The organism is Vibrio sp. 10N.247.310.98 (genome assembly GCF_041467395.1).
Classification (GTDB): Bacteria; Pseudomonadota; Gammaproteobacteria; order Enterobacterales; family Vibrionaceae; genus Vibrio; species Vibrio crassostreae_C.
On sequence record NZ_JBFSUL010000034.1, the window covers coordinates 20,928 to 34,644 of the forward strand.

At 45.9% G+C, this 13,717-nt stretch carries 9 protein-coding genes; 8 read left to right on the forward strand and 1 reads right to left on the reverse strand.

The features are described 5' to 3' along the window. Nucleotides 1-198: 198 nt before the first annotated feature. Nucleotides 199-1,893 carry an L-lactate permease gene (locus AB6E78_RS14175; RefSeq protein WP_017061561.1) on the reverse strand — a complete coding sequence of 565 codons (1,695 nt, stop codon included), beginning with the start codon at nt 1,891-1,893 and terminating at the stop codon, nt 199-201. Nucleotides 1,894-2,127: 234 nt separating this feature from the next. Here AB6E78_RS14175 and AB6E78_RS14180 point away from each other — a divergent pair, with 234 nt between their 5' ends. From AB6E78_RS14180 to AB6E78_RS14215, 8 genes are all read left to right on the forward strand, one after another. Beyond that, on the forward strand, nt 2,128-3,045 hold the full coding sequence (locus AB6E78_RS14180) for a LysR family transcriptional regulator (RefSeq protein WP_372133836.1): 918 nt from the start codon (nt 2,128-2,130) through the stop codon (nt 3,043-3,045). 11 nt (nt 3,046-3,056) lie between these two features. Continuing rightward, a complete protein-coding gene (locus AB6E78_RS14185) occupies nt 3,057-5,117 on the forward strand; it encodes a prolyl oligopeptidase family protein (RefSeq protein WP_372133837.1) in 2,061 nt (686 codons plus the stop codon). 373 nt (nt 5,118-5,490) lie between these two features. After that, a complete protein-coding gene (locus AB6E78_RS14190) occupies nt 5,491-6,831 on the forward strand; it encodes a carbohydrate porin (RefSeq protein WP_372133838.1) in 1,341 nt (446 codons plus the stop codon). Nucleotides 6,832-7,030: 199 nt separating this feature from the next. After that, nucleotides 7,031-9,049 (forward strand): methyl-accepting chemotaxis protein, encoded by a 2,019-nt coding sequence (locus tag AB6E78_RS14195; protein ID WP_372133839.1) that lies wholly within the window; start codon nt 7,031-7,033, stop codon nt 9,047-9,049. A 435-nt stretch (nt 9,050-9,484) separates the two neighbouring features. After that, on the forward strand, nt 9,485-10,492 hold the full coding sequence (locus tag AB6E78_RS14200) for a LacI family DNA-binding transcriptional regulator (protein WP_009846150.1): 1,008 nt from the start codon (nt 9,485-9,487) through the stop codon (nt 10,490-10,492). Between the two features lie 18 nt (nt 10,493-10,510). Then, the gene (locus AB6E78_RS14205; protein WP_372133840.1) at nt 10,511-11,758 is read left to right on the forward strand and encodes an ABC transporter substrate-binding protein; all 1,248 of its coding nucleotides are present in this window, start codon (nt 10,511-10,513) and stop codon (nt 11,756-11,758) included. Between the two features lie 67 nt (nt 11,759-11,825). After that, complete coding sequence (locus AB6E78_RS14210) at nt 11,826-12,812, forward strand: carbohydrate ABC transporter permease (RefSeq protein ID WP_017070431.1); 987 nt, start codon at nt 11,826-11,828, stop codon at nt 12,810-12,812. Nucleotides 12,813-12,858: 46 nt separating this feature from the next. Then, nucleotides 12,859-13,707: a carbohydrate ABC transporter permease gene (locus tag AB6E78_RS14215; protein ID WP_017061568.1), complete on the forward strand. Its 849-nt coding sequence runs from the start codon at nt 12,859-12,861 to the stop codon at nt 13,705-13,707. Nucleotides 13,708-13,717 lie beyond the last annotated feature (10 nt).

Below are 13,717 nucleotides of genomic sequence, written 5' to 3' on the forward strand. Positions count from 1 at the left end.
TTCAGTCCTAAATTCTTGGGATGTTGCTCTTCTTTGAGAGCTTGGTTTGGGCTGCTTTAATTCGGGAAAATGGCGTTAATACCCATGGGTGTTGATGTGCTCTAGTATCCATCCCGGAACTCATCAACTGTCTTATTAGACGGTGTCGCTGTCGGGGAATTGAGTATTAACGCCAAGTGCTTTTGAACGACTTATGGTTTACATAAGTGCGTCGGTCATTTTGAATCCGTAGATAACCACTAGGCCGATGATGCCTGTCATCACCAAGTAGTAGAACGTTGGAATGATTGTCTTACGTAGTGTTGCGCCTTCACGTCCTAGTAAACCTACGGTCGCAGATGCCGCTACCACGTTGTGAATCGCAATCATGTTACCTGCTGCTGCACCAACGGCTTGTAGAGCAACAACCACCGCACTAGAGATAGTCAGAGTCTGCGCTACTTCGAATTGGAACTGGCTGAACATCATGTTTGAAACTGTGTTCGAACCTGCAATGAAGGCACCTAACGCACCAACCGTTGCACTCAATGCTGGGAATGCGCTACCAACGAGGTCAGCTGCGAAGTTTGCCGTGGTTACGGGCATACTTGCTAAATCTGCGCCGTTCACACCAGAGTTAATGAAGATACGAACCATTGGGATGGTGAACACCAACACAAAGCCTGCGCCAATCAGAGTCTTGCTCGATTCACCGAAGGCTTTAGCCAGTGGCGTTGCGCTGCGAGATTGCATGAGAACAGCAACCAGCGCGACGAAGACCAAGATACCGCCCGGTAGATACAGAGGCTGAATCGCAGTGCTCACACCGGTTTCACCAAGGATGTTGCTGAACGATAGGCTAACGCTCTTCAGTAGGCCTTTGAATTCAGGGCTCACGCGGCTCGCAACCAAGGTCACCGCTAGCAGCACGTATGGTGCCCATGCCATCGCCATGCTCATCTTCTTATGGCCTTGATTGTTGTCGTCAAGGTCGATTTTCAGAGAACCTAGCCATTCTGCAGGCCACTTGTCTTCGCTCTCAAAATCCCATTTTGATTTTGGTACGAGGAAGCCACGTTTTGCTGCAGTAACCACAATCGCAAGGCCAACCAAACCACCAATCAGTGATGGGAATTCAGCGCCTAGGAAAACACCTGTTAGTGCGTAAGGAATAGTGAAAGCAGCACCTGCGAACAGTGCGAACGGCAGGATATCTAAACCTTCAGTCCAGCTTTTGTTCTTACCGAAGAAGCGAGTCAGCATCATTGCCATCAATACAGGCATCATCACACCAACAGAAGCATGAATTAGCGCAACGCTTGACGTGATTTGTTGTAGATAAGCATCCCATGTTGAGCCATGAGCAATCAGGCTTTCACCGATGTTGTGCGTGTCCAATCCTTTGTTCACACCAACGATGATAGGTGTACCAACCGCGCCGAATGATACTGGCGTAGATTGGATCATCATGCCCATCAGTACCGCGGCCAGCGCAGGGAAGCCGATAGCAACCAGCAGTGGTGCAGCGATGGCAGCTGGTGTGCCGAAGCCAGATGCGCCCTCAATGAATGAACCAAAACACCAAGCAATGATGATTGCTTGAACACGACGGTCAGCGGATATATCAGTGAATCCGTTGCGGATGGTGGTGATAGCTCCGGTGTGTTTCAAAGTGTTTAATAAGAAGATGGCGCCGAACACAATCCAGAGAACCGACACTGTAATGCCGAAGCCTTGGAATACAGAAGCCAGCACGCGAGTGCCAGACATGTCCCAAGCAAGTAGGGCGATAGCAACGGTTAAGGCAAATGCCACAGGCATCGCTTTTTTTGCAGGCCAGTTAAGGCCAACCAGCAGAATCGCTGCAACAACTATTGGTGAAAATGCCAATAGGGCTAGTAGAGTTTCACTCATGGGTACTTCCTCGTACTGTTTTCAAACGTTCATGTTTGAAGTAAAGATCACGTTATGGTTTGTCATTATTTGAATCGCTTTGGCCTCTAAACGGGAACCTTCTTTAGGCGAATCTTGTAATTGGAATGACTGTTTTTGTAATTGTTTTGTTAATTTGGCGTGAATTTACCCCTTTATTTTTTATTGATATAGGGAAATAATGAAAATAATTAATTCCAAAATTGGCATAATCAGATGCGAGCAGACGATTTGATCCTGTTTTCACAGGTGGTAGAACTAGGCAGCTTCAGTAAGGTGGCAGAGCAAAATAACCTTACAAATTCGGTAGTTAGTAAAAGAATTGCGCGTTTAGAGGAAGAGATTGGCGTGCAATTATTATATCGAACCACGCGTAAATTGACCTTGACTGAGGCGGGCAAGGCAATGTTACACGGGGCCAAAAATGTGAAGCAGGCAGCTCAAGAGGCTATGGACGCAGTTTCAGGCTTTGGTGAAAATGTCAGTGGTCATATCAAAATGTCAGTGCCTACTATCTCCGGAGATTTGATTCTCGCAGACGCTGTGGCCGAGTTTTGTAATATGCACCCAGGTTTAACGGTCGATATGTCTCTTAACAATCGATTTGTTGATTTGGTTGAAGATGGTCTCGACTTGGTCATTCGAACCGGTTACTTGGAAGACTCCAGCCTTATTGCCCGTCATATATTGGATTCACAATGGGTGGTGTGTGCCTCGCCATCTTATATCGCTAAGAACGGTAAGCCGATGCAGCCCAAGGATTTGGTTGAGCACAATTGCTTGCAATACGCCTATCAAACAACGGGTGCTAGCGAATGGCAGTTTCTGCATAGTAAAGATGGCTGTACCGACAATGACAAATATATCGTGCGTGTTGCGGGCTCTTTTTCGACTGACAATGCGACCGCGTTAAGAAAAGCGGCGCTGGGTGGGCATGGTGTGGCGTACGTACCACGTTGTCTGGTTTATCACGACATTCGCAATGGTCAGCTGGTGGATATCTTCCCTGATTTGGTAGGCAAAAAGTTGGGAATTTATGCGGTGTACCCTTTTACTCGCCAGCCACCAAACAAGATTAAGTTATTGATTGAACATATCAGAACGCGCTACTTGACGATTTCTCACTATTTTTAATAAGGATCACGATGAGCTATTTAAAAGAGTATCCATATCCAATCACCAATAAACAGATCGTCAGCGATGACTACTTTGGTCAGATAATCGAAGACCCATATCGTTGGCTAGAAGACGACAGAAGTGACGAGACCGCGAAGTGGGTGGCGAGTCAAAACGCAATCACGTTTGATTACCTCGCTCAAATCCCGTATCGCGCGGAACTGAGAGAGCGACTGGCAAAAGCACAAGACTACAAAAAGAGCTCGCAGCCGTTTGTGCGAGGTGATTATACCTATTTCTATAAGAATGATGGTCTGCAGAACCACAGTATTCTCTATCGTCAGAAAGAGGGGCAACAGGTTGAAGTCTTCCTAGATCCGAATACCTTCTCGGAAGACGGCACCACATCATTGGGCTCAGTTTCGTTCTCGAAAGATTACAGCTTAGTGGCATACAGCATCTCTGAAGGTGGTAGCGACTGGCGTAAGATCTTCGTGATTGATACCGAGACTAAACAGCAGCTTGAAGCCGAAATCACTGACGCCAAATTTACTGGTATTTCTTGGTTGGGTAATCGCGGCTTTTATTACTCTAGTTACGACAAGCCAGACGGCAGTGAACTCTCTGCTCGTACTGAGCAACACAAGCTGTACTTCCATGAGTTGGGTACAGAGCAAGCTAGCGACAAAGTTATCTTTGGTGAGAACAACGCTGAGCAGCACCGCTATGTATCAGGCTATACCACCGAAGACGACTGTTACTTGATCATTCTAGGGCGAGAGTCGACATCGGGTAATAGACTGTTCTATATCGATTTAAACTCACCAGAACAACAGCTGAACACGCTGATTGATCATGTGGATAGCGACATTTATCTCATCGATAACCAAGATGAGACCTTCATTCTATATACGAATCTTGATGCGCCTAATGGCAAGGTGGTGAGCTTTGGTACTCGCGATGGGAAATGGCTCGAAATCATCCCTGAAAAGCCACAGCCATTGGATATCAGCACGGGTGGTGGCCACTTGTTTGCTCACTACATGGTGGATGTGGTGTCTAAGATTGAGCAGTTGGATTACCAAGGTAACCTAGTTCGTGAAATTCATTTGCCTGGGCTGGGAACGGCCAGTGGCTTAGGTGGAAAAAACGAGCAAACTCAGCTTTATTACACCTTTACCAACTATGTAACGCCGCCAACGATTTTCTCTTTTGATATTGAGTCGGGCAGTTCAGAAGTTTATCAGCGCTCTGAGTCACCGTTTGAATCGGATAAGTTTGAGTCTAAACAGGTCTTTTATACCTCAAAAGATGGCACTCAGGTTCCGATGCTTATCTCTTATAAGAAGGGACTAAAACTGGACGGTAATAACCCAACCATGTTGTACGCCTATGGCGGCTTTAATGTCAGCCTAACGCCTTCTTTCTCGGGGACGGTGGGCAGTTGGTTGGAATTAGGTGGCGTGTACGCAGTTCCTAACCTGAGAGGCGGCGGTGAGTACGGTAAGGCGTGGCATAAAGCGGGTACTCAGCAGCAAAAGCAGAATGTCTTTGACGACTTCATTGCTGCTGCCGAGTTCTTAATTGAAGAAAACTACACCAGTAGCGATAAGTTGGCGATTCGCGGCGGTTCTAACGGAGGCTTGCTGGTAGGAGCTTGTATGACACAAAAGCCTGAGCTGTTCCAAGTGGCTCTGCCTGCTGTTGGGGTGTTGGACATGTTGCGTTACCACACATTCACGTCTGGCGAAGGGTGGGCGTACGACTATGGCACATCCGCGCAGAACAGAGAGATGTTCGAATATCTGCTTGGCTATTCTCCGGTTCATAATGTGGTGCGTGGCACGGATTATCCAGCAACATTGGTGACGACCGCTGATCACGATGACCGCGTAGTACCGGCTCACTCTTATAAGTTCATCTCAGAGCTGCAAGATAAGCATGAAGGTAGTGCGCCCGTGATGATTCGTATTGATGTTAATGCGGGCCATGGCGCCGGAATGCCGCTCAGCAAAGCGATCGATCTCACCGCCGATATCTACGCATTTACTCTGTTCAATATGGGGGTTGCGTCTCTAGATTCACTTTAACGAATGCTTGATTCTAGATAACTGGGTATTTTACTCAGACCAAGAAGCCTCAAAATCTACCTTAGATTTTGAGGCTTTTCATATATATGAAAACCAATCAAAACTGCGTCATATTTCCTTCACTTTCACACACTGTTTTCCGTGATAGCCGCCACCAATACTGATGAAATGAAAGCGATTTCAAGCTGATATCTCACGCAATATCAACCGTAACCTGTTGATCTTAAATCAGTAGTTTTCGTCATGGATATTCTAAAAGTTTCATGGCATTTAGGCTGATTTATCAGTGTGAACAGCAACCAACTTTTCAACGCTTTCATTGCTTAATATTTCCCTGTTCGATGAAAACTCAAAAAAATAATAGGGAATTACAATGCAAAAATTTAAGCTTTTGCCAATAACAGTCGCAGTGGCGGCCTCGCTTGCTTCACTCTCTTCTTTTGCTGCAGAAACGGATCTTGCTGCTCTCGAGCAACGAATCCAAGAGTTGGAATCTCAAGTTGGGGACATCAAGTATGTTGATGATCAGCAACAAGCGGTTCTAACTTCAGAAACAACTGTGCCAGACGGTATCGTCTTCTCTGGTTACGCTCGTTACGGCGCTCACTACAAAAGTGGTGATGAGCGCTACGTAGACATCGGTACAACAGGTCGCTCAGTTGGTCGTTTAGGTAACGAAGCCAATGGTGGTGAAGTTCAGTTAGCTAAGCTTTTCCAAGCTGACAACGGTGCTATCTGGGACATCGTATTCATGGCTGATCACTGGGAAGCAGACGCATGGGCTGATGACGGTGGCCTGAGCATGAAAAAAATGTACGCTGGTGTAACCAATGTATTTGAAAGCCAGCCTGAGCTTTACATGTGGGCTGGTCGTGACTTCCATCAACGTCCGCAACAAGGTTTGAACGATTACTTCTGGATGACACACGATGGTCAAGGCGCTGGCTTTAACAACCTAGATTTTGGTGGTGCCAAGCTAGACATGGGCTTTGTTGGCCAAGTGAAAGGCGGCCTAGTGAACGACAATGGTCGATACGCTGTAACCGCGAAACTACACAGCATTGATGCAGGTATTGGTAACCTAGATTTCTACGCGAACTACGGTTTTGCATCTAGCGAAGCGGATACGTCTACGACGACTGAGTACGTATACGATCCAGTGACAGATTCAATGCAGCCTGTCGTGACTCAAGGACAAAAAGTCAGTGATGAAACGGCATACCTAGTAGGTGCAACATTAGGCTTGGGTGAGTCTAACAAGTTAGTTGTTAAGTACGGTGACGGTGCAGATTCATCGGTATATGACCTTAAAGGTGATTACCAGACTTTGTATGCAAGTGTTGAGGGTAGCTACGCGGCATCTGAACAGTTCATCATTGATTACTTAGTGTCTTACAAAGACAATTCTGGCTCAGACTTAGATCGTGAGAATACTGAATACGCGGGTATCGTTCGTCCACAGTACCAATGGGATGATGTTCACTCCACATGGTTAGAAGCTGGCTACGGCATGGTTGATTACGATGACGACGGTGAAGAGAACGCGTGGAAAGTAACGCTGTCTCAAAACGTTTCTCTAGGTGGCTTACCTTGGAGTCGTCCAATGCTTCGCTTCTATACAACCGTGGGTGATGTAGAAACGAAAGGCAACACAGTGAAGACAACCAATGTTGATACATTGTCGTTCGGCGCAATGTTTGAAGCTTGGTGGTAATCACAGGTATAGAAAGCACTGCTCTTTGAATTTGGCATATTTTCAAGGAGCCATGCTTTCAAATATCTATGCTTTTTAAGAGCACGTAATACTGTCCATTTTAGCCCTAAAGGCAGATTGATTAGGGCACGTTTCAATTAACTCCATTCTTGGGCACATTTTTGTGCCCTTTTTTTCGCCACTAGATCAAGGAATAACGATGAGACTTTCTTCCATTGTGTCTCGAGTTTATTTAGGTTTCTTCACGCTGATAGTAATCATGCTGGGTAGCGCATGGTTGAGTATTAGCAGTAACAAGAACATAACCACACACATCGAAACCATAACTCAACAAGCCACCCCTTTAATGCTCCAATCCTCCACGCTCACTATTCGTTTTTTGGACATTAATCGCAGCACTACTCCCTATTTATCCGCCAATTACATTGATGAACTCGAACCACTAAAACAAACCGTCGTGAGTAACATCGAGCATTATCAGCAGCAGTTAAATTGGTTTGATGGGAAAGCTGAATCGGGCTCACCACTTGAACCCATACTCCAAAATATTGAAGAGACGGGCGTTGCCACCATCAATAAGGTAGAGCAGTCCTTGAACTTATACGTCTCTTATTTGGATAGTAAAGATCTCGGTTCGATGGAGCAGGAACAATTTCAATCTGTGGTAAGACAACTCAATAACACCTTGGTTAATCAATTGGCGAGTACGAGCTCGGGTAACACGCAAAAAGCGGTAGAAGCCTTGTTGGTTCAATTGAGCTTGATTGCGGCAGAAGCGAATGAAGCTTTCTCTCTGCAAACGTCATCGGAAGTTCGTGGTGTTGAGCGTCGTCTACAAAGTCGTAAAGAGCGATTCGAACAAGCTATATCAGACTTGGATAATCTGGACTCGTCTTTGCTACGCCGCAGTAAACAGTCTTTATCACTGCTCGCTTCACATGTATTTTCAGCGCAAGGATCTGTGTCAACTCATATGGAAACCGTAAAGTTAAATGAGGCTATCGCACAGCAGAGAGTGGAGGTCGAACAACTCATAGATGTGCAATTAATTCATTTCGATGAGCTTTCCATGTACGCGGAAGATACGGCTAAACGTTTATATCACGAGTCGATGGACTTCTCTCACCAAGCACTCTTGATGCAGGCCATCATTGCTATTGGGTCGGTTTTTATTGCGCTGCTAATCGGGCTGAACATCGCTAAAGGGATTCGTAAGCCAAGTAAATTACTGCAAAGTGCACTAGACCAAGTCGCCAAAAAAGACTTGAGCGTGATGGTTCAGTATAAAGCCAATAATGAATTTGGTTTGGTGAGCGATAAAGTCAATTTGGTGATCAGTCACCTAACCCAAATGATTGACAACATGCGCCACTCCTCAACACGTTTGAAGGAAGCTTCCCTTGAGAACCAAAGCACCAGTCGTTCTTTGAGTGAGGCGATGCAAGAACAAACCAATCAAACGGTGATGGTAGCGACAGCGATGGAGCAAATTGAGTGCTCAGTGACGGAAATTACTCAGGCGGCCAACCAAACTCTAACGCTAGTGACCGACGCGGTATCCAGTTCCAGTGATGGGCAAAAGACCATGGATAAAAGCGTCGAATTGATGGGCAGCTTAGAAAATAAGCTGGCGGAATCAACGGCGACCATTGGTCAGCTTGAAAGTGAAAGCGCCAGTATTGGGTCCATTCTGGATGTGATATCTGGGATCTCTGAGCAAACCAATTTACTGGCGTTGAATGCGGCAATAGAAGCCGCGCGAGCTGGAGAGCAAGGGCGTGGTTTCTCTGTGGTTGCGGATGAGGTTCGCGTGTTAGCGGCCAAAACTAATGCTTCTACGCAAGAGATACACAACAAGATCGAGCAGTTGCAAACTAGCTCTAAACTGGCGGTTGAACAGATCAATCAGTGCGTGGTGGGTATGGTTAAATGCGTAGAACAAACCGGCGAAGTTAATCACTCGATATCGACGGTGTCTGATCTTCTGAACGAAGTAGAGCAACGAAGTCATCAAATTGCGACCGTGACGACAGAGCATCAAGTCGTTGCCTCTCAAGTCACTCAAAATATCAGCCAGATACACACCTTGGCTGAAGATAACTCGCAACGTTCCCAAGTGCTTTTTTCCCACGGTCAACAGCTTGAAACCATGTCGCAACAGCAATTCTCACTAACTCAAGAGTTTAAGCTCGCCGATCAATCAGAAAATACGGTTTAGAGGAGACTCTACGCTCTTCCATGCCCAGTTTTTGCTGGGCATTTTTGTGTCGGGTTAACGGAGCACTAATGTGAGTGTTCATGAGATGAAATGTTCTCATACAATTTAGAAAGGCCATTGAAATAACAAGGTCACTTTCCCCGTGTATATTGCCGTCAGCTGCGGATTCATCATCAAATGACGTTTTCAAAAAATGGATTTAGGCGGACTTGTTTGATCTGACGAACAAGTAACCGAGCGCCATCTTGATAATATGAACAATAATCCCATGAAACAGTTTCATGGTGTGAAGGTAATCTGTAAGCGCTTTCATGATTTCCACAACTGGCCTTTTTACCTCCAACTTTAGTGTGATGACACTCACTTCAACCAAGACGCCTTTCTTTAATAATCGTTTTGTAAGCGGTTACAAGCTAATGAAGTATCGAGGTTCGAGTGGCAACAATTAAACACGTATCAGAACATGCAGGTGTGTCTCAGGCGACAGTGTCTAGAGTGATCAACGGCACTAGTAGAGTGAGTCATGACAAGAAATTAAAGGTTGAAAAAGCGATCAAAGAATTGGGTTATCGCCCGAACTCTATCGCTCAAGCCTTGGCTTCAAGTCGTACCGGAAGTGTGGGTGTTGTTGTTCCAGAACTTGGCGGCTCTTTCTATTCAGGCATTTTGCATTGCATAGAAGAAAACCTACGCCGCTTTGGTTACCACGCTGTGGTTACAGCGGGTTCGAACACCGAGCAAGGGCAGCGAGAGTCGGTGGAGTTTCTGTTGGGGCGTCGTGTTGATGCTTTGATTCTTCATACTCAACTGCTCAGTGATGATTATTTAATTGAATTGGAAGAACAGGGGACCCCTGTGGTTTTAATTAACCGCTTCATCCCAGAAATGGCGATGAGTTGCATTGATATTGATAACGAAGTCGGGGGGCTACTCGCTACTCAATATCTTTTGCAAAAGGGACATACAGATATCGCGTGTATTACCGGGCCTTTAGATAAAGCAGATGCTAGGGGGCGTTTGCAGGGGTATCGAAAGGCCTTGGAAGAAGCGGGTGTGCCATACGATGAAGCATTAGTCTCGGAAGCGGGCTTTACTGAAGAGACGGGCATCAGTGCTATGAAGAAGCTGATTAATCGTAAGTGTCATTTCACAGCAGTATTTGCTTCGAATGACCACATGGCATTTGGCGCCTTCGAGGTGTTGCATCAAGAGGGGCTGTCTGTTCCTAAAGATGTATCACTGGTGGGCTTCGATAACACCATCTTCGCGCGCTATCTGACCCCTAGTTTGACCACCATTAATTTCCCTATTGAAGAGATGAGCGTTGAAGCAGTACAGCTCACTCTACAGAAGCTAAAAAAAATAAAACATGACGTGAACTTTAAATTGCTGCCGACGTTGGTCACTAGAAACTCGGTATCGGATTTACCAGTTACCCTATAAAAATATTAAGGATAGAACATGAAATTTAAGACCTTAGCGCTTTCATGCGCGGTTGCTTTAGGATTAGGTACAACAGCTGCAAATGCAGCAGACAAAGAAATTCGTTTCGACGGTTTCCCTGATTTCGATAGCAGCCTGAAGGTATTACTGCCTGATTTCGAAAAGGAAACAGGGATTAAAGTTGATTACCTTATGAATAACCACGGTGACCACCACACGAAACTAACCACTAACCTAGCAACGGGCTCAGGTGCGGGTGACGTGATTGTTGTGGACGTTGAGAAAATCGGTCCATTCGTTGGTTCTGGCGGCCTAGTTAACCTGTCTGAAAACTACGGTGCAGATAAATACGAAGAACGATTCGCACCTTACGCTTGGGCACAAGGAAAAGGCGCTGACGGCGACATGTACGGGATTCCTGTCGACCTGGGCCCAGGTGTTATGTACTACCGCACCGATGTGTTTGAAAAAGCGGGCATCAATGTAGAAGACGCAATCAAAGATTGGGATTCATACATCGCTGCGGGTGAAAAACTGAAAGAGCAAAACGTACAACTTATCGCTTCAGCAGCCGACGTGGCACAAGCAATCATCTTCACAACGGTTCCTGAAGGCGAAGGTCTTTACTTCGATAAAGATGGCAACCCAGTTGTGACATCTGAGCGTTTTGTTCACGCTTTTGAAGTAGCAAAAGAGATTCGCGACAAAGGCTTAGACGGCCGCATTTTGGCTTGGTCTAACGAATGGTACGAGGGCTTCCGCAACGGCACATTTGCAACTCAACTTTCTGGCGCTTGGCTACTTGGTCACCTAAACAACTGGATCGCTCCTGAAACCAAAGGTAAGTGGGCAGTAGAAAACCTACCTGATGGCATTTACGGCAGCTGGGGTGGTTCGTTCCTATCGATTCCAACTCAATCTGACAACCCAGATGAAGCATGGGCACTTATTGAATACATGACGACGGATCGTGATGTTCAACTTAAGCACTTCGAAACGATTGCGGCTTTCCCAGCGAACGTAACGACATATGACGATGAGCTTTTTCAAGAAGAGATGGAATTCCTAGGTGGACAGAAAGCACGTCTACTATTTGCTGAAGTGGCACAGAACATCAAGCCAGTATCTCCAGCTCAAGGCGACCACGTAGCACGCTCTATAATTTTAGAGAACGCATTGATGGAAGTGCTTGATGAAGGTAAGGACATCGAGACTGCATTGAAAGAGGCAGAGCGTCTAATCAAGCGTCGTACGCGTAATCTTTAATTTGTTATTACTTTGAGTAAGTGAGGAAGCGTGGATAACGCGCTTCCTTTTTTAAGAGGTCGTTACTATGAATCATACAGCGAGCACAACGATAGAACCTGCGGACAAAAGCCTTTTTTCTCGTCTAAATCTGAAAGCGCTTACACCGTATGGATTCCTTCTGCCGTTTCTGATCATTTTTTCTGTATTTGGGATCTTCCCGCTGTTGTTCTCTGTTTATCTGTCGTTCCACGAATGGAATCCAGTACAGGGCATGGATGCAATGGAGTTCGTTGGTTTTGAGAACTATCACATTGCCTTGACTGACCCATGGCTATGGCGTTCATTAAAGAACACATTGTGGCTAGCAATTACATCGGGTGTTGCTCAGCACTTAGTCGCTATTCCAGTGGCTTACATGTTGGTTTCAATGGGTGACCGTATGCGTCACTGGCTAACATCGGCGTACTTCCTACCGTTCATCACATCAACGGTCGCAGCATCACTGATTTTCTTCAACATGTACTCTCCTAACTCAGGAATTATCAACCAAACGTTAATGGCATTGGCCGATAGCACGCTGTTTGGTTGGGCATTTGCTTGGGTTAACGATTTTCAACCAATCCGCTGGTTAGACGATGCCACTATGGTGAAGCCGTCTATTGCGATCATGGTTTTCTGGAAATACACCGGTTTTAATATCGTCCTTTACACCACTGGTTTAATGACGATTCCTAAAGACATTTTAGAAGCTGCACGTATGGATGGTGCGAATGCCTTCCGCCGCTTCTGGAACATCTCACTACCAATGATTCGTCCATTCATCTTCTTTGCAATCACCATGACCATCATCGGTAACCTGCAAATGTTTGAAGAACCGTTCGTTCTAACGCGTGGTACAGGTGGTACGGGTCAATCTGGTTTAACTATCTCTATGTACCTCTACAAAGTGGGTTGGGAATGGTTAGAAATGGGCACAGCGTCAGCAATTTCATGGCTTCTGTTTGCACTGATCGCGTCTTGTACTTTGGTTCAATTTTTATTCTTCGGTAAGAAAGGCTTAGGGGAACATTAAGATGTCGACATCAATTAAGACAAATACCTCACCATTAAGTGGCCTAATGCCAAGCGAACGCACCATGTACATCATGACTAAGATCTTGATGGTCATGCTCGGCATATTACTGATTGTTTCCGCAATCATTACGGTGTTCCCGTTTGTGTGGTCAGCACTGCTTTCAACACGTGACCGCTCGGAGATCTTCGGCTCGGGCATCAGCTTTGCGATTGGCGACAGCCTAATGGTGAACTACGCAAAACTGCTAGAAATCATGCCGTTTTGGAAAGCGATGTTTAACTCGATTTACGTGGCTTTCTTGGGCACAACCATCTCGCTGCTGTTTTGTAGCATGGGTGGTTACGCGTTTGCTGTGTTTAAGTTTCGCGGTAAGAACGTGTTGTTTGGCATGTTGGTTGGCTCAATGGCGATTCCGCCAGTGCTTAGCCTGATCCCTTACTTCATGATCGTGAAATTCTTAGGCTTGTTGGATAACCACATGGCGGTATGGCTACCGTTCACAACCACGCCGTTTGGTATCTTCTTGATGCGTCAGCACGTGATTGCATCGATTCCTAAAGAGCTGTTAGAAGCAGCGAAGTTGGATGGTGCAGGTGAGTTCAGAACGTACTGGAGTGTGGTACTGCCACTGATGAAGCCAGCATTAGCAACACTTGCTATCGTGCAGTTCGTCTTCTTCTGGAATATGTTTATGCAGCCTCTTGTGGTGCTAAACAACCCAGATAACTATGTTATTACGCAAGCACTTCGAAGTGTTCAAGGTATTCCGAATACGCCATGGGGCGCGGTAATGCTAGGTACCACAATTTCTATTTTACCGCTCGTGATTACTTACTTGTTCGCATCGAAACAGATGATCAGTGGTTTAACGTCCGGCGCAGTCAAAGGTTAGGTTTAAGGGT

Excerpts from the sequence above, each read along its gene's own strand:
- AB6E78_RS14175 (WP_017061561.1), bottom strand. The coding sequence starts at position 1,893 with ATGAGTGAAACTCTACTAGCCCTATTGGCATTTTCACCAATAGTTGTT.
- AB6E78_RS14180 (WP_372133836.1), top strand. The coding sequence starts at position 2,128 with ATGCGAGCAGACGATTTGATCCTGTTTTCACAGGTGGTAGAACTAGGC.
- AB6E78_RS14185 (WP_372133837.1), top strand. The coding sequence starts at position 3,057 with ATGAGCTATTTAAAAGAGTATCCATATCCAATCACCAATAAACAGATC.
- AB6E78_RS14190 (WP_372133838.1), top strand. The coding sequence starts at position 5,491 with ATGCAAAAATTTAAGCTTTTGCCAATAACAGTCGCAGTGGCGGCCTCG.
- AB6E78_RS14195 (WP_372133839.1), top strand. The coding sequence starts at position 7,031 with ATGAGACTTTCTTCCATTGTGTCTCGAGTTTATTTAGGTTTCTTCACG.
- AB6E78_RS14205 (WP_372133840.1), top strand. The coding sequence starts at position 10,511 with ATGAAATTTAAGACCTTAGCGCTTTCATGCGCGGTTGCTTTAGGATTA.
- AB6E78_RS14210 (WP_017070431.1), top strand. The coding sequence starts at position 11,826 with ATGAATCATACAGCGAGCACAACGATAGAACCTGCGGACAAAAGCCTT.
- AB6E78_RS14215 (WP_017061568.1), top strand. The coding sequence starts at position 12,859 with ATGCCAAGCGAACGCACCATGTACATCATGACTAAGATCTTGATGGTC.